At 60.3% G+C, this 17,034-nt stretch carries 15 protein-coding genes; 6 read left to right on the top strand and 9 right to left on the bottom strand.

From position 1 onward, the window contains the following. The first annotated feature begins 187 nt into the window (after window positions 1-187). Together ACA043_RS25785 and ACA043_RS25780 are read left to right on the top strand one after the other, a co-directional pair. Window positions 188-511, top strand: a complete 324-nt coding sequence (locus tag ACA043_RS25785; protein ID WP_401272233.1) for a hypothetical protein — start codon at window positions 188-190, stop codon at window positions 509-511. A 105-nt stretch (window positions 512-616) separates the two neighbouring features. Then, complete coding sequence (locus ACA043_RS25780) at window positions 617-1,378, top strand: YdcF family protein (protein ID WP_401272234.1); 762 nt, start codon at window positions 617-619, stop codon at window positions 1,376-1,378. 203 nt (window positions 1,379-1,581) lie between these two features. Here the strand turns inward: ACA043_RS25780 and lnt are convergent, their stop codons facing one another. From lnt to miaB, 5 genes are all read right to left on the bottom strand, one after another. Further along, window positions 1,582-3,105, bottom strand: coding sequence for an apolipoprotein N-acyltransferase (gene lnt / locus ACA043_RS25775; protein WP_497658155.1), 1,524 nt, complete (start codon window positions 3,103-3,105; stop codon window positions 1,582-1,584). A 15-nt stretch (window positions 3,106-3,120) separates the two neighbouring features. Next, window positions 3,121-3,960: a CorC family transporter gene (locus ACA043_RS25770; RefSeq protein WP_187678832.1), complete on the bottom strand. Its 840-nt coding sequence runs from the start codon at window positions 3,958-3,960 to the stop codon at window positions 3,121-3,123. Window positions 3,961-3,965: 5 nt separating this feature from the next. Continuing rightward, entirely contained in the window at window positions 3,966-4,460 is a 495-nt protein-coding gene (gene ybeY, locus ACA043_RS25765; protein WP_497658154.1) for an rRNA maturation RNase YbeY, read from the bottom strand. After that, window positions 4,453-5,451, bottom strand: a complete 999-nt coding sequence (locus tag ACA043_RS25760) for a PhoH family protein (protein ID WP_221730176.1) — start codon at window positions 5,449-5,451, stop codon at window positions 4,453-4,455. Before ACA043_RS25760 ends, ybeY begins: the two co-directional genes overlap by 8 nt. 155 nt (window positions 5,452-5,606) lie before the next feature. Beyond that, on the bottom strand, window positions 5,607-6,935 hold the full coding sequence (gene miaB / locus ACA043_RS25755; RefSeq protein WP_095190302.1) for a tRNA (N6-isopentenyl adenosine(37)-C2)-methylthiotransferase MiaB: 1,329 nt from the start codon (window positions 6,933-6,935) through the stop codon (window positions 5,607-5,609). Between the two features lie 133 nt (window positions 6,936-7,068). Between miaB and ACA043_RS25750 the strand changes: the two genes are divergently transcribed. Next, entirely contained in the window at window positions 7,069-7,398 is a 330-nt protein-coding gene (locus ACA043_RS25750) for a DUF1820 family protein (RefSeq protein ID WP_003185742.1), read from the top strand. 67 nt (window positions 7,399-7,465) lie between these two features. On the opposite strand, the gene ACA043_RS25745 is transcribed toward ACA043_RS25750, so the two are convergent. The 4 genes from ACA043_RS25745 to ACA043_RS25730 all read right to left on the bottom strand — a co-directional run bounded on the left by ACA043_RS25745 (window position 7,466) and on the right by ACA043_RS25730 (window position 10,984). After that, on the bottom strand, window positions 7,466-8,020 hold the full coding sequence (locus ACA043_RS25745; RefSeq protein WP_042561233.1) for a tetratricopeptide repeat protein: 555 nt from the start codon (window positions 8,018-8,020) through the stop codon (window positions 7,466-7,468). A 225-nt stretch (window positions 8,021-8,245) separates the two neighbouring features. After that, entirely contained in the window at window positions 8,246-9,529 is a 1,284-nt protein-coding gene (gene hemL, locus ACA043_RS25740; protein WP_497658153.1) for a glutamate-1-semialdehyde 2,1-aminomutase, read from the bottom strand. 15 nt (window positions 9,530-9,544) lie between these two features. After that, a complete protein-coding gene (gene thiE / locus ACA043_RS25735) occupies window positions 9,545-10,168 on the bottom strand; it encodes a thiamine phosphate synthase (RefSeq protein WP_305439957.1) in 624 nt (207 codons plus the stop codon). 18 nt (window positions 10,169-10,186) lie between these two features. Next, on the bottom strand, window positions 10,187-10,984 hold the full coding sequence (locus tag ACA043_RS25730; protein WP_047303578.1) for a hydroxymethylpyrimidine/phosphomethylpyrimidine kinase: 798 nt from the start codon (window positions 10,982-10,984) through the stop codon (window positions 10,187-10,189). A gap of 305 nt (window positions 10,985-11,289) precedes the next feature. Between ACA043_RS25730 and ACA043_RS25725 the strand changes: the two genes are divergently transcribed. From ACA043_RS25725 to amn, 3 genes are all read left to right on the top strand, one after another. After that, the gene (locus ACA043_RS25725) at window positions 11,290-13,644 is read left to right on the top strand and encodes a 7TM diverse intracellular signaling domain-containing protein (protein WP_489879933.1); all 2,355 of its coding nucleotides are present in this window, start codon (window positions 11,290-11,292) and stop codon (window positions 13,642-13,644) included. Window positions 13,645-13,738: 94 nt separating this feature from the next. Then, on the top strand, window positions 13,739-15,388 hold the full coding sequence (locus ACA043_RS25720) for an acyl-CoA dehydrogenase family protein (protein WP_497658152.1): 1,650 nt from the start codon (window positions 13,739-13,741) through the stop codon (window positions 15,386-15,388). Between the two features lie 92 nt (window positions 15,389-15,480). Further along, a complete protein-coding gene (gene amn, locus ACA043_RS25715; protein ID WP_497658151.1) occupies window positions 15,481-16,980 on the top strand; it encodes an AMP nucleosidase in 1,500 nt (499 codons plus the stop codon). The last annotated feature ends 54 nt before the right edge of the window (window positions 16,981-17,034 follow it).

The following is a 17,034-nucleotide window of genomic DNA, read 5'->3' as shown; positions in this document are numbered from 1 at the left end:
AGCTGGAAGTGGAATGACAGGAAGCGCCGTAGCATACATGACCGCGCTTGGCCTAGGGAAACCCTGATTACAGCTGTTTGGCCCGGTAAATACGTGGCGAGGGCCGTTGGTCGCGGCGTGTAGCCGGTTTGTGCAGCGAAGCTAAGCTCTAACTGGGGAGTGAGTCTTATCTTCAATGAGGTGAGGGATGGTGGAGCAACAGCAAAGAAACGTCACGAAACCTGAGTTGTACGAACGGTTGATGGATCGTCTGGGGATGGCCCTGGATGCTGCAAAAACCGCTGATCGGCTGCGCGATGAGCGCCCCTTGGAACTGGAATTGCGTGGCTTGAGCCCCGCCGAGTTCAAACTGGTCAAGGCCTATCTGGATCGCAGTGAACGTGAAACGCACGGATGCTTGTCGCAGGCAGTGAAGCAGCTCGATGCAGCACATTCGGCCAAGGTCATCTGGCTCAAGGACAAGGCGCCCCGCAAAGACACCGTCAAGGTGCGTGCTTTGCAGGCCAAGTAAGCGCATGGCAGGTCAAGAAACGGATCTTTTTCAACAGGATCCCACCCTATCGGTTGTCGCGTTGGTTTAACCCACTTAGGCTTCGGGCATCTTTGGAGATGCCCGATGCCTTTTCGTTACTTCATCAAACAACTTTTGCTGCCGCCCGGCATTCTTTTACTACTGTTGCTGGCTGCCTGGTGGCTGCGACGCTCACGGCCGCGCCTCGCTGGATTGTGTTTTGCCATTGGTTTTGGAGGGCTCTGGCTGATGAGTCTGCCGGTGGTCGTGCAGTGGGGCGCCAAGGCCCTTGAGCGCGAGCCGCCGCTGGCTCGCGAAGAGTGGGCGACGCTCGCGCAACGGGCCGATGCGATTGTAGTGCTGGGTTCCGGGCGTGAGCGCGGTGATCTGGCTTGGGGCGAGGATCAGCCGACCGGCGTGGGGCTGGAGCGTCAGCGCTATGCGGCACGGCTGGCCAAGGCGTCGGGATTGCCGATTCTGACCAGTGGCGGCTTGCATTACGGCACGCCGCCGACCGAGGCGAAATTGATGGCTGACTCGTTACTGGATGACTTCGGCGTGACTGTGCGCTGGCAAGAGGGTGAGAGCCGTACCACATGGGAAAACGCCAAATTCAGTGCTGATATGTTGTTGCCGCAGGGGATCAAGCGCGTGGTCGTGGTGACACAGGCCTGGCATATGCCGCGCTCGGTCTGGAGTTTCGAGAAGGCGGGATTTGAAGTGGTGCCGGCGCCAGTCGGGTTTCTCGGCACCGATAACGCCAGGCCATTTGGTGGCTGGCTGCCGGAGTTCAAGTCGATCTGGCAGAGCGGGCAGTTGCTCAATGAAGCGGTGGGGCAGGTGGGGTATTCATTGTTTTACCGCTGATCCCCCAGCCCACTGGATATTGGGTTTTTGTGGCGAGGGGATTTATCCCCGATCGATGGCGAAGCCATCGCAAAACCTGTGTGCGCGATGTATCAGACACACCGCTGTTGCAGGTCGGGGCGGCTTCGCCACCCATCGGGGATAAATCCCCTCGCCACAATGGGGCGAATCTCACAATTGGGTTGGATCTGAAAATTGTGTGATCAGACCGTTTTTGACATCCGCCCCGCCATCAATGCCCAGCCAAACAGCAGCAAGCAGACAATGATCAACGGCCACGAACGCCATTGCAGATACGGCGTCAGGTTATGCATTGGCACCACTTCGCCGTACAAAATGCCTTGCTCGAACTGCGGAATCTGCTCGGTGATCTGCCCAAACGGGTTGATCAAACCGGTCACGCCATTGTTGGTCGCGCGGATCATCCAGCGACCCGCCTCAAGGGCGCGCATTTGCGCCATCTGCAAGTGTTGCAGTGGGCCGATCGAGGTGCCGAACCAAGTGTCGTTACTGATCGTCAGTAGCAGATCACTACGCGCCGACAGACTGGCGGCGAACTCCGGATAGACCACTTCGTAGCAAATGAACGGTGCGATCTGATACCCCTTGGCTTGCAACAGAGGTTGGTCCGCCGGGCCACGGGCAAAGTCGGACATCGGCAGGTCGAAGAACGCGATCAGTCCACGCAGGATGTCCTGCAATGGCACGTATTCACCGAACGGCACGAGTTTTTGCTTCAAGTAAGTGCCATCACCTTCGCCAACCACGGTAATACCGTTGTAGAAGCGTCTCTCGTGATGCACCGTTTGGCGAATGGGTACACCGGTAATCAAGGCCGATTTACGCTCGGCGGCGAAGGTCCCCATCATGCTCAGGTAACCCTCGGCGGATTCCTTGAGCACCGGGACGGCGGTTTCCGGCCAGATCAGCAGATCCACTGGTTTGGAGCGCAAACTCAGATCGCGGTACAACGCCAACTGTGCGTTAAGTTCTGCCGGATCCCATTTCATGCTTTGTGCGACGTTGCCTTGAATCGCCGCAACGGTCAGCGGCGCGCCGGACGGACTGGTCCAGGCGTGACCCTTGAGCGCAATGCCCGCCACCCACGGCCCGACCAGCAACAGCAGGCCAACGGCAACAAAAGCCTTGCGACCGGTTTGCAGCAGGCGCGGCGCGTTGTAGATCAGCGCGCCAGTCAGCGCCAGAACGAACGACACCAGCCACATGCCACCGACCGGCGCCAGACCGGACAGCGGCCCATCGAGCTGACTGTATCCGGAATACAGCCACGGAAAACCGGTAAGGAACCAGCCGCGAAACGCCTCCTGACCCACCCACAACGCAGCGAATGCCAGCGCATCGGCCAGCGGCGCTTCGTTGCGACGCAACCAGCGCGCCCAAATCCAGGCGGGCAGGGCGAAGAAGAACGCAATCGCTGCGGTAAACAGCAGCATCAGGAAACCGGCCAGCAACACCGAAGCGCCGCCGAAGTGGTGGATGCTGTAGTAGATCCAACTGGTGCCAGCGCCGAACAGGCCGAAACCGAAGCACCAGCCACGGCCCAGCGCCTGACGCGGGCTCAGCTCGCGCAACCCGGCATAGAACAGGCCGACCGCCAGCAAGGCCAGCGGCCAGATATCGAACGGTGCCAGAGCGAGGGTGGTGATTGCACCGGCCGCCACGGCCAGCAGGTTACCGGGCCAGCCGGGGCGGGTTGTCCAGCGCATTTCTATCCTTAATGATTACCGAGCGATTGGCGAAAGTCGCAGCAAGTGAATCCGACGGCTGTCGGCGTTCAGAATGCGGAAACGATAGGCGCCGATTTCAGTGATTTCGTTACGTTTTGGCAAGTGCCCGAACGCGCTCATCACCAGGCCGCCGACGGTGTCGAATTCATCATCGGAGAACTCGCTGTCGAAGAACTCGTTGAAGTTCTCGATCGGCGTCAGGGCCTTGATCAGGAAGTCACCGCTGGGCAGCGGCTTGATGTAGCTGTCTTCTTCGACGTCGTGCTCGTCTTCGATGTCGCCGACGATTTGTTCCAGCACGTCTTCGATGGTCACCAGACCCGCCACGCCGCCGTATTCGTCAATGACGATGGCCATGTGGTTGTGGTTGGCGCGGAATTCACGCAGCAACACGTTCAGACGCTTGGACTCCGGCACGAACGTGGCCGGGCGCAGCAGGTCCTTGATGTTGAAGCTGTCGCCGTTCTCCTTGAGGATCAGCGGCAGCAGATCCTTGGCCAGCAGCACGCCCATCACGTCGTCATGGCTTTCGCCGATGACCGGGTAGCGCGAGTGGGCCGAGTCGACCACGGCGGGGAGGAATTCACGGGGTGTCTGGGTCGCCTTGATGCTGATCATCTGCGAGCGCGGCACCATGATGTCGCGTACTTGCAGGTCAGCTACCTGAATGGCGCCTTCGACGATGGCCAGCGCTTCGCTGTCCAGCAGCTTGTTTTGATGTGCATCGCGCAGCAGCTCAAGCAGCTCCTGACGGTTCTTCGGCTCGTGGGCAAAAGCCTGGGTCAGTTTACCCAGCCAAGACTTCTGCCCGTTGCTCGATCGATCTTCGCTCATAGCGATTACTCTGAATCCTTTGTTGTAACGATAGGGGATGGTTCGGTTTCGTCGTCCGCGTACGGATCGGGATAGCCCAGTTCAGCAAGCAACTCGCGTTCCAGTGCTTCCATTTCTTCGGCTTCTTCGTCATCTATATGGTCGTAACCGAGCAGATGCAAGCAGCCGTGAATGACCAGATGTGCCCAGTGGGCCTTTAGTTCCTTGCCTTGTTCGGCAGCTTCGCGCTCGACCACGGCCACGCAGATCACCAGATCGCCCAGCAGCGGGATATCAAGAAACTCGTCGGGCACTTCGGCGGGGAACGACAGGACGTTGGTCGCGTAGTCCTTGTGGCGCCAGGTGTGATTGAGTTCGCGGCCTTCTTCCTCGTCGACCAGACGAATGGTCATTTCCGAGTCAGCGGTGCGCTGGCGCAGGGCCAGTTCGCACCACAGGCGGAAATCGGCCTCACTCGGCGCGCTCGCTTCAGTCGCGATTTGCAGGTCTAGCTCAAGCATTTCGCGAGGTTTCCTTGGGTGCTTCGTCACGGTTTTCGAAGCGCTCGTAGGCTTCGACGATCCGCTGTACCAAAGGATGGCGCACGACGTCTTTAGGCTGGAAGTGAGTGAAGCTGATGCCCGGTACGTCTTTCAGCACCTCGATAACGTGGTGCAGACCGGACTTGGTGCCTTTCGGCAAGTCGACCTGAGTAATGTCGCCGGTGATGACCGCAGTTGAGCCGAAGCCGATCCGGGTCAGGAACATCTTCATCTGTTCGACGGTGGTGTTCTGGCTTTCGTCGAGGATGATGAAGCTGTTGTTCAGTGTACGGCCACGCATGTAAGCCAGCGGTGCAACTTCGATCACCTGACGCTCGATCAGCTTGGCCACGTATTCGAAGCCGAGCATCTCGTAGAGCGCGTCGTAGAGCGGGCGCAGGTACGGGTCGATCTTCTGCGACAGGTCGCCGGGCAGGAAGCCGAGTTTTTCGCCCGCCTCAACTGCCGGACGCACCAGCAGGATGCGGCGGATTTGCTCGCGCTCCAGTGCATCAACCGCGCAGGCCACGGCCAAGTAGGTCTTGCCGGTACCGGCCGGGCCGATGCCAAAGTTGATGTCGTTGCCGAGGATTTCCTTCACATAGCGCAGTTGATTCAAGCCGCGTGGGCGAATCATGCCTTTCTTGGTGCGCAGGGCGACGGAGGCTTCGGCGGGGGCGTGGTTGTCCAGTTCTACGACGGCCGATTCCTGGAGGAACAGGTGCACCATGTCAGGCGACAGCTCGGTACCCTTGGTTTCCCGGTACAGGCGGCGCAGCAGGTTTTCCGCAGAAGTGGTGTGCTTGGGGTCGCCGATCAGTTCGAACTGGTTTCCGCGGTTGCGGATCTCGATCGTCAGGCGCTGTTCGATCAAGCGCAAATGCTCGTCGAATTGCCCGCACAGATTGGCGAAGCGGCGAGCCTCAAAGGGCTCGAGGATAAAACGATGTGGTTCTATGGGTGCGTTCAAGGTCGTATTTAGCCGCCCTGGGGCAATTAAGATGAAATCAAGGATAACGCCAGAGGCGTGGGTGCGAAAGCTCTTAAATATCGCAACGCGATTCCCGGGTCTGGCGCTGTCCCTGTGGGCGCGAGCAGGCTCGCTCCTACAGGGGCAATGCAGTGTTACTGAATCAGCGAACCACGCAGCGAATGCGGTTGCGCCGCGTCGATATGCACGTCGGCGAACTGGCCGATCAAGGTTGGATTGTCGCAGCGGAAGTTGACGATACGATTATTCTCGGTGCGCCCTTGCAGCTCGCCCGGGTCCTTCTTCGAATAATCGGTCACCAGAATCCGCTGGATCGAACCGACCATTTGTCGGCTGATCTCGAAACCTTGCTGATTCAAGCGGTGTTGCAGCGCGTTCAGCCGTTCCTTTTTCAGCTCTTCCGGGGTGTCATCCGCCAGATCAGCGGCCGGTGTGCCCGGGCGCTGGCTGTAGACGAACGAGTAGGAAAAGTCGAAACCAACGTCGGCAATCAGCTTCATGGTCTGTTCGAAATCTTTCTCGGTTTCGCCGGGGAAACCGACGATGAAATCCGAGCTGATGCAGATCCCCGGTACCGCCGCGCGCAGTTTGCGCAGCTTGGATTTGTACTCCAGCGCCGTGTGGTTACGCTTCATCGCCGCCAGAATCCGGTCCGAACCCGATTGCACCGGCAAATGCAGGTGTTTGACCAGTTCCGGCACGTCGGCGTGGGCCTGGATCAGGCTGTCGGAGAACTCCAGCGGGTGCGAGGTGGTGTAGCGAATGCGGTCGATGCCATCGACGGCGGCGACCACGCGGATCAGCTCGGCGAGATCCGCCAGGCGACCATCATGGGTGGTGCCGCGATAGCCGTTGACGTTCTGCCCCAGCAAGGTCACTTCACGCACGCCGTTTTCGGCAAGGTGGATGATCTCGGCGATCACGTCGTCGAACGGCCGGCTGACTTCTTCGCCACGGGTGTAGGGCACCACGCAGAACGTGCAGTACTTGCTGCAGCCTTCCATCACCGACACGTAAGCGCTCGGGCCGTCGATACGCGGCTCGGGCAAGTGGTCGAATTTTTCGATTTCCGGGAACGAGACGTCGACTTGCGGCAGCTTGGTGCTGCGTGCGGCGTCGATCATCTCCGGCAGGCGGTGCAGCGTTTGCGGGCCGAAAACGACGTCGACATACGGGGCGCGATCGCGGATCGCCGCGCCTTCCTGGCTGGCTACGCAACCGCCGACGGCGATCACCATCTCCGGGTTGGCCAGCTTCAGTTCGCGCCAACGGCCGAGCTGCGAGTACACCCGATCCTGGGCGCGCTCGCGGATCGAGCAGGTGTTGAGCAGAATCACGTCGGCGTCTTCCGCGCGAGCGGTGACTTCCAGGGCCTGATGTTCGCCCAGCAGATCGACCATGCGCGAGCTGTCGTACTCGTTCATCTGGCAACCGTGGGTTTCGATGTAAAGCTTCTTGGCCATGGATTTTGGTCGTCACGTGATTCAAAGAACCGCGCATTATAGGGAACATGCCCTCAGGTTCCTACCGCTGTGCGTCCAGTGGCTATGCTATAGTTCGCGCCCTCATTTTTATCCCCGATGTTGTCCGCCCGCCATGACCAAACGCGAAGCTCCAATCTACAAGGTGATTTTTCTCAACCAGGGCCAGGTGTTCGAAATGTACGCCAAGCAGATCTATCAAAGTGATCTGTGGGGCTTTCTGGAAGTGGAAGAGTTCGTCTTTGGCGAGCGCACGCAAGTGGTCGTCGATCCGAGCGAAGAAAAGCTCAAGGCGCAGTTTGAAGGCGTGGTGCGCAGCTTTGTGCCGATGCATTCGATCGTGCGTATCGACGAAGTCGAGCGTCTGGGCACGCCGAAAATCAGCGAAGCCCGCGGCGCGGTCGGCAATGTGATGCCGTTTCCGATGCCGATGCCTGAGAAGTAAGGCTCAACACCGCGTCGCCTCATTCGCGAGCTTGCTCGCGAATAGAGAAGTCAGAACAAAGCAGCAATCAGGGCAGTGGTGAGAAAGGCGTGCGCCCATCGGCGCTCTGCAGTTCCATCAGGTATTTACGGAAAATTTGCCCGAGCACCTGCGTAGCGGTTTCGAGATCTTCGCGGGACATTTTTTCGGAGACTTCGTCGGCCGTGTCCAGTGCCTCTTCGGCGCCGTTGACCGCCGCCATCTTCAGCACGATGTACGCCTGAATATTGTTGGCCTGTACGCCTTCACCGTGGAAGAACATGGTGCCGAGCTTGAATTGCGCCTGAGCGTGGCCTTGCAACGAGGCTTTTTCGAAATAGCTCAGGGCTTGATTGAGGTCGCGCGGCGCATTCTTGCCGTCGTAGTAGAACTCACCCAACTCGTATTGCGCTTGCGCATCCCCTTCGTCCGCCGCTTTCTGGCAGGCGGCCAGTGCCTGCGTGACGTCTTGCGGCTGAGTATTGAGGGTGCAACGACCCATCGCCGGGATCAACAACGAGTTGCCGCCTGCTTGTGCATGCGCGAGCAGGGGCTGAAGGAGCAACAGGCAGCCCAAGGCAAGGGTGCGGCCGGTGCGGTTCATGGGAATCGACTTACCTCTGAAGGGCACGCGGACCCATCGAGGGATCCAATAAGCGCGCATTATGAAATAAGCAGGGCCAACCTTACAAAGTCTTTACTCGTTTTTCTGCTGCGCGGGGAATATATCGCCCACTTTACGGGTGAATTCTGGCAGGTGCGTCGGAAAAACCGGGTGGATGTAGGTGAAAGCTGACGTCGGCGATAGCCAACGTCAGCGGTGCGGCTATTACTTCAATGCAGCGAAGGCGCGTTCGGCAGCGTCCAGGGTCAGTTTCAACTCGGCTTCGCCATGTGCGATCGAGGTGAAACCGGCTTCGAATGCGCTCGGCGCCAGGTACACGCCACCTTCCAGCATCAGGTGGAAGAAGCGACCGAAAAGCGCTGCGTCGCTGGCCATCACGTCTTCAAAAGTGACGATGTCGTCAGCGCCGCTGAAGTACAGGCCGAACATGCCGCCTGCCTGCGTGGTCACGAATGGAATCCCCGCGGCATCGGCGCGCTGTTGCAGACCGTCGAGCAGGCGTGTGGTGTAGTCGGTTAGTTCGTCGTGGAAACCCGGACGGCTGATCAGGCGCAGAGTGGTCAGGCCGGCGGCCATGGCCAACGGGTTACCCGACAAGGTGCCCGCCTGATACACCGGGCCCAGCGGCGCGATGCGCTCCATGATTTCACGCTTGCCACCGAAGCAGCCGACCGGCATGCCGCCGCCAATGATCTTGCCGAACGTGGTCAGGTCCGGGGTCACGCCGTAGTAGGCCTGGGCGCCGCCGAGGGCGACGCGGAAACCGGTCATCACTTCGTCGAAAATCAGCACCACGCCGTGCTTGTCGCAGAGTGTGCGCAGGCCTTCAAGGAAACCCGGTGCCGGCGGTACGCAGTTCATGTTGCCGGCCACTGGCTCGACGATGATGCAGGCGACGTCCCGGCCGACTTCGGCGAGCATTGTTTCCACCGCGTCGATGTTGTTGAACGGCAGGGTCAGGGTGTGTTTGGCAAACGCCGCTGGCACGCCAGCCGAACTCGGTACGCCTTGGGTCAGTGCGCCGGAACCGGCCTTGACCAGCAGGCTGTCGGAGTGGCCGTGGTAGCAGCCTTCGAACTTGATGATGCTGTCACGACCGGTGTAACCGCGGGCCAGACGGATCGCGCTCATGGTCGCTTCGGTGCCGGAGCTGACCATGCGCACCATGTCCATCGATGGCACCAGCGAGCAGACCAGATCGGCCATCTCGGTTTCCATCGCGGTCGGCGCGCCGTAAGACAAGCCGTGTTGCAGTTGATTGCGCACTGCGTCCAGAACGTCCGGGTGGCTGTGGCCAAGGATCATCGGGCCCCACGAACCCACGTAATCGACATAACGCTTGTCGTCTTCGTCGGTGACGTAGGCGCCTTCAGCGTGTTTGAAAAACAGCGGCGTGCCGCCAACGCTCTTGAACGCGCGAACCGGCGAGTTCACGCCACCGGGGATGTGTTTCTGGGCATTGGCAAACAGGGTTTCGGAACGAGACATGATCGGGCTCTCAAATCAGACTTTCAGTAATTCGTTGAAGGCGCGGGCGCGGCGGGTCACTTCGGCGGTGCTTTCAGCGCCGAACAGGCCGTGGACGACGGCCAGCAGGTCGACACCATGGGCCACCAACGGCGCGGCGTTGTCGAGGGTGATGCCGCCGATCGCGCAGATCGGCAAATGCAGCTTGCGGCGGGCTTCGTCGAGCAGGTCGAGGCTGCAGGTCGGCGCGCCGGGTTTGGTGTTGGAGTTGAAGAAGCGACCGAAGGCGACGTAGCTCGCACCTTCTTTGGCAGCTTGTTCGGCCAGTTCGATCTGCGCGTGGCAGGTCGAGCCTATGATCGCTTTCGAGCCGAGCAGGGCGCGGGTCGGCGACAGCGGGCCGTCGGTCTGGCCCAGATGCACGCCGACGTTGAGGCGTGCAGCCAGTTCGGCGTCATCGTTGATGATCAACTGCGTCTTGTAGCGCGCACACAAATCGCGCAGCGCTTCGGCCTCGCGCAGACGCCGGGCCTCGTCGCTGCTCTTGTCGCGGTATTGCAGCAGGGTGACGCCGCCTTCCAGCGCCGCCTCCACGTACGAGAGGAATTTGCCTGCCAGCAACTGGCTGTCGGTGATGGCGTACAGGCCACGTAGTTTCATCAGGCAGACCTCACGACGTTACGAGCAGAAATCCAGCGGCAGGCGACGCGGCACAAACTGGCCTTTGCCCAGTTGTTCGGCATCGCGCAGGGTGCGCCAGGTGTAATCCAATGCACTGCGTACCGCGCTGGCGAGATTCTCGCCCTGGGCCAGTCGGCCAGCCAAAGCGCTGGCCAAGGTGCAACCGGAGCCGTGATAACTGCCCGGCAAACGCTGGCAATAGAAGGTTTCACGCAGGCCGTCGCGGCTGTACAGGCGGTTGTGGATTTCAGTTTCGTCGCCATGACCGCCGGTGATCAGCAGGTTTTTGACGAACGGCAAAAGTTTTTCAGCGCACTCGTCCGCTGTGCCTTCGGGCAGTTCGGCGAGGATGCGGGCTTCGGGAAGGTTGGGGGTGGCAATGATTGATAGCGGTAGCAGACGCTCACGCATCGCATAGCCGACTTCGTCCTTGCCCAGGCGTCCGCCGCCGCCGGCGCGCAGCACCGGGTCGCAGACCACTGGCAAATGCGGGTGCGCCGAAAGCAGTTCGACAACGGTGTCGACCATTTCCAGCGAACCGAGCATGCCCAGTTTGACCGCCGCGACTTCGGAGTCGTTGAGCACGGCATTGGCCTGAGCCAATACCCACTCACGGTCGAGGACGCGGAAATCAGTGACGTTGACGGTGTCTTGCACGGTCAGGGCGGTGACGGCCGGAGCCGCATGGCAACCCTGCGCGAGCAAGGCTTCTATATCTGCCTGCAAGCCGGCGCCACCACTGGGGTCGTGGCCGGAGAGACAGAGGACAACGGGGCGGGAGCTGTAGATATTCATGGTGCGCGAGCTTACCACCAAACCTGATTTTTCGGTTCAGTGCCGTTGTGCCTGGCGGATAACCCGGTCAGAGAATGCTGACCGGTTTGTCACAACCTGACCAACTCAACAGCTCTAGCTCGGTACTTTGCTCTGAAACGCCCGTTCTAGAGCCTTTGTAGGAAAAATTTCGATGGTGCTCAATGGCCATCAACGGCTATGCTAGTCTGGATCCAAACCAATAACAGGTAATACCGGTTTTACGTCTACTCAAAGGGAATGGGGGGGCTTCCTGACACAACCGGACGAGCCACGCTGGGGCTTCAATGCGCTATTTGCTGATGTTGTTGTTCTGCTTGCCCCTCATGGCGAGCGCCGTCGAATTCGACGAATTCACCCAGAGCCTCCCTCTGGGCCGGTCGCTGCAAGTGTTCGAAGACCCGAGCGGTCAGGCGAATATTGCCGACGTCCGCGCGCAGGCCGCCGCCGGCAATTTCAAAGCCCACGATAAAGCCACGCTCAATGCCGGTTACTCGCGTTCGGCGTTCTGGCTGAAGATCGATCTGCATTACCGTCCGAGCAATCCCGCTGCACAGCGCTCCTGGCTGCTGGAACTGGCTTATCCACCGCTCGATCATCTCGACCTTTATATGGCCGATGCCAATGGCGACTATCGCCTGATCCGGCAAACCGGCGACGCCTTGCCGTTCGCCAGTCGCGAGATCCGCCAGAACAATTACCTGTTCAACCTGGCCGTCAAACCGGATCAACAACAAACCCTTTACTTGCGACTGGCCAGCGAAGGCTCGATCCAGGCGCCGGTGACGTTGTGGTCGAGCACTGCGTATCTCGAAGATCAGCCAGTGCGCCTTTATGTGCTGGGCATCATTTATGGCGTGCTGCTGGGGATGCTGGTTTACAACCTGTTCATCTTCCTTAGCGTGCGCGACACCAGCTACCTCTATTACATCTTCTACATTGGCTCGTTCGGCCTCTATCAACTGTCGGTGAACGGCGCGGCGGTCGAGTATTTCTGGCCGGACAATCCGTGGTGGGCCAACGCGGCAACGCCGTTCTTCATCGGTTGCGCGGGCCTGTTCGGTAGCCAGTTCGCCCGCAGCTTCTTGCAGACCAAGACCCACAGCCGCTGGCTCGACCGTTTGCTGATCGCCCTGATTGCATTCGGTGCGTTGGTAGTCGGTTTGTCGCTGATGACCAGTTACGCCCTGGCCCTGCGCCTGGCGACGACGCTGGCGCTGACCTTCACTGTGGTGATTTTTGCGGCGGGGATTCTCGCCTGGTGGCGCGGCCTGCGCGTGGCGCGCTATTTCATCATTGCATGGTCGGCGTTCCTGCTCGGCGGCGTCATCAATACGCTGATGGTGTTGGGCCTGCTGCCAAACGTGTTCCTGACGATGTACGCCAGCCAGATCGGTTCGGCGATCGAAGTGGCTTTGTTGTCGCTGGCCTTGGCTGACCGCATCAACGCGATGCGCGAGCAGCAGGCGCAGACGCTGTTTGATGCCGGGCAGAAACTTGAAGTGCTCAACCAGCAACTGGCCCACAGCAACAAGCTCAAGGACGAATTCCTCGCGACCCTGACCCACGAACTGCGCACGCCGATGAACGGTGTGATCGGTTCGCTGGAACTGATGCAGACCGTCGATCTGGATCCCGAGCTTGAGCAATATCACCAGACCGCCGCCGGTTCCGCCCGGGACATGATGCGCATGGTCAACGGCATCCTCACCCTCACCGAATTGCAGGCCGGCAAACTGAAAGCGAAGCCGGGCAGTTTCAGTCTGCGGGGTGTGGTTGAAGCGTTGCGCGCTCAGTTCGAAGGCAACGCGGCAAGCAAGTCGCTGGACTTCAAGGTCGACGTGCTGCCGACTCTGCCGGACCGCTTGCACGGCGACAGCGCGAAACTGGCGCAATGCCTGGAATGCCTGCTGGATAACGCGATCAAGTTCACCCGTGTCGGTGGGCTGGCGCTGCGGGTCACCGGCAAGCCGTCGACGGACAATCGATTGGCGCTGTCGTTTGCAGTGATCGACACCGGCATCGGTTTTACCGATCTGGGTGAGGCGACGATGTACCAGCGCTTCTTCCAGCTCGACGGTTCGATGACCCGTGAGTACGGTGGATTGGGAGTAGGGCTGGCGATCTGCCGACAACTGGTCGAACTGCTTGGCGGCAAGCTCACCCATCGCTCTGAACCCGGAAGTGGCAGTCGCTTTCAGCTGGACGTGGAGTTCGAATTGCCGGTGGTCGAGCCGGCGCCGCCCCCTGCGAATGTGCGCGATTGCGTCCGTGCCCCGCAGGACTGCACGGTGCTATTGGTCGACAACAACACCGTCAATCAACTGGTTATGCGCGGCATGCTGCTCAAACTCGGCTTCCGCGTGCGTACCGCTGAAAACGGCGCAGCAGCGCTCGATTGCCTGCAGCGCGAAATTGTTGATGCGGTCTTGATCGATTGCCAGTTGCCCGCCCATGACGGCGCGTCGCTGTGCTGTCAGATCCACGCCTTGCCGGGTTGCGCACACTTGCCGGTGTTCATGCTGGCGTTGAGCGCGGATCGCGAGGTTTGCGCCACGGATGCAGTGATCGACTACCTGAACAAACCGGTGAAATTCGAAGATTTGCAGTCTGCGCTGGAGCGACGGGTGCTCTGCTGTTAATAGGGTAAAAGCGCCGCAAATTCGGCGGATATGACACTTTGTTCGGCGTTTGGGCGGTGCTTAACTGACCTTCTCGCTGAAAAAGGAACCCGTCATGAACCTGCATCAGTTTGCCGAAACCCACGAGGTCACCAACCAGCCGCCGTCGCTGGACGGCACCAACCTTTATCGCATCGACCTGCCGTTGCAGGAGTGGTCGCGCAGGTTCGGCGCCGGTTGGGCCGAGTCGCGGATTGATGCCTACGGCGCACTGGCTGGCGGGCCGTTGATGGAGGCCGGGTTCCTCGCCAATCAGAACAAACCGGTGTTTGCCAGCCATGACCGCTACGGTCATCGCATCGATCTGGTGGAATTTCATCCTGCTTATCACCAACTGATGCGCACGGCAGTCGAGCATGGCCTGACCTCGCTGCCTTGGGCGCAACCGCAGGACGGCGCGCATGTCGCCCGTGCTTCCATGACCTATCTGCACAGCCAGGCCGAGGCCGGCAGCGGTTGCCCGCTGACCATGACCTTCGCCAGCGTCCCGGCGCTGCGCCTGCAACCTGATCTGGCCGAGCAATGGTTGCCTAAAGTCCTCGCCACCGAATACGACCCGCGCAATGTCGGCATGGCGCACAAGGCTGGCGTCACCATCGGCATGGCCATGACCGAGAAACAGGGCGGCACCGACGTGCGCGCCAACACCACCAAGGCCTATCCGGTCGGCGCCAGCGGTCCGGGCCAGGCTTATGAACTGGTCGGGCACAAGTGGTTCTGTTCGGCGCCGATGTGCGATGCGTTTCTCACGCTGGCGCAGACCGACAAGGGCCTGACCTGTTTCCTGCTGCCTCGCCATCGCCCGGACGACACGCGCAATCAGTTCTACATCCAACGCCTGAAAAACAAACTCGGCAACCAGTCCAACGCCTCCAGCGAAGTGGAATTTCGCGGGGCGCTGGCGTGGATGGTCGGCGAAGAGGGGCGTGGCGTGCCGACCATCATCGAGATGGTGGCGATGACCCGTTTCGATTGCATGGTCGGCTCCAGTTCGCTGATGCGTCAGGCGCTGACCCAGGCCAGCCACCACTGCGCGCACCGCAAGGTCGGCGGCAAGTTGCTCAGCGAACAACCGTTGATGCAGAACGTGCTGGCCGATCTGGCGCTGGAAAGCGAAGCCGCGCTGGCCCTGAGCCTGCGCATGGGCAAGGCGCTGGATCATTTGGACGATCGCCACGAAGCGCAGTTCGCCCGGTTGGTGACGGCGGTGGGCAAATACTGGATCTGCAAACGCGCGCCGGCAATGATCAATGAAGCGGCGGAATGCATGGGCGGCGCCGGGTATGTCGAGGACAGCATCCTGCCGCGTCTGTACCGCGAGGCGCCGGTCAACTCGACGTGGGAAGGCTCGGGCAACGTGCAGTGCCTTGACGTGTTGCGCGCGTTGTCGAAAGAGCCGGGTGTACTGGACGTGCTGTTCAGTGAACTGGGTGACGGCCATGGCGATAAACGCTTGGCCGCGCATATCCAGCAGTTGCAGGCGCAGTTCAAAGACACCGGCGATATTCAGTATCGGGCACGGCAATTGACCGAGGACATTGCCCTTGGCTTGCAGGCCAAGCTGTTGCTGGAGTCGGGGAATTCAGCGGTGAGCGATGCGTTTATTGCCAGTCGGTTGAGTGGTAGCGGTCGTGTGTATGGTGCGTTGCCGCGTGGGCTTGATGTCGAAGCCATCGTTGCCCGCTCGACCCCGCAAAGCTTCTGACCCCATACAAGTCCTACAGTGGGCGTGGGTGGGTCATATATTGTGCGGCAGCCACAACGCCACTGTTCCCGTCGCGCCACGATGCAGGCAAGATGAAGCTCTGCAAGTCAGAACACAGGAAGCTGATCGTGACCGAAGCGTTTATTGTCGTTCAAACCGCCGAACAAGCCGTGGATCGTCTGGCCGAGCTGCATGAGCAGGCCACCACCGCACTGAATTCCGCGCTCAAGCGGTACCTCAAGGATCGCGTCGAGCCCGACGCCGGGCAGCGTGCCCTGTTTCGTTATCCCGAACTGCGTCTGACCTACAGCTGCCAGGGCGAAGTCCCGCAGACCACTCGCGCCTACGCCAAGGTGCAACTGCCGGGTACTTACAGCGTCACCGTCACCCATCCGAAAGCATTCCGCAAATACCTGCTGGAACAGCTGGTGCCGTTGATGCACGACTTCACCGTGACTGTTGAAGTCGGCGTCAGTCAGCAAAATATTCCGTACCCGTACGTGGTCGAGCAGGGCGATGAACTGGCCGGTTCCGGCGTCACTGCCGCCGTGCTGGCACGCGTCTTCCCGAGTACCGACCTGTCCGCCGCCACCGATGGCATTGCCGACGGCCTCTACGATTGGGAAAACACCGATCCGCTGCCACTGGCGCTGTTCGATGCCGCGCGGGTCGACTTCTCGCTGCGTCGTCTGGTGCACTACACCGGCAGCGACTGGCGCCATGTGCAGCCGTGGATTCTGCTGACCAACTATCACCGTTACGTCGACCAGTTCATCGTTCATGGTCTGGAGCAATTGCGCAGCGATCCCCGTTTCGTGCGCATGGTGCTGCCGGGCAACGTTATCATCGAGAAGGGCATGGATCACGGCGAAGCGTCGGCGATTGCCGCCGGTGTGGTCTGGCACCGTTATCAGATGCCGGCCTATCACCTGATCGCCAGCGATGGCCATGGTGTGACGCTGGTGAACATTGGCGTCGGCCCGTCCAACGCCAAGAACATCACCGACCACTTGGCGGTGCTGCGTCCGCATTGCTGGCTGATGATCGGTCACTGCGGCGGCCTGCGTCAGTCGCAAACCATCGGCGACTACGTGCTGGCCCACGCCTATATGCGTCGCGACGGGATTCTCGACCGCGTGGTGCCGCCGAACATTCCTATCCCGGCACTGGCCGAAGTGCAGATGGCGCTGCAACAAGCGGCCGCCAACATTACCGGCGAGAAGGGCGACGACCTCAAAAAACGCCTGCGCACCGGCACCGTGCTGACTTACGACGACCGTAACTGGGAGCTGCGCTGGGCGCAGGAACGTCCGTTGATCAACCTGTCCCGCGCCGTGGCGGTGGACATGGAAAGTGGCACCATTGCCGCGCAAGGTTATCGCCTGCGGGTGCCATACGGCACGTTGCTGTGCGTTTCGGACAAGCCGCTGCACAGCGAAATCAAGCTGCCGGGTTCGGCCAACGCGTTCTACGAGCGTGCGGTCAGCCAGCATTTGAAGATCGGCATCGAAGCGGTGGATCTGCTGCGCACCGAGCTCAACTCGCTGCACTCGCGCAAACTGCGCAGCTTCGACGAACCGCCGTTCCGCTGATTTGTTGATGGTCATTTAACGGTCAGGCTACTAGCATTGGCAGCCCTGACCGTT

This window comes from Pseudomonas sp. LBUM1648 (assembly GCF_059716145.1).
This window is presented reverse-complemented; position numbering and strand designations above follow the sequence as displayed.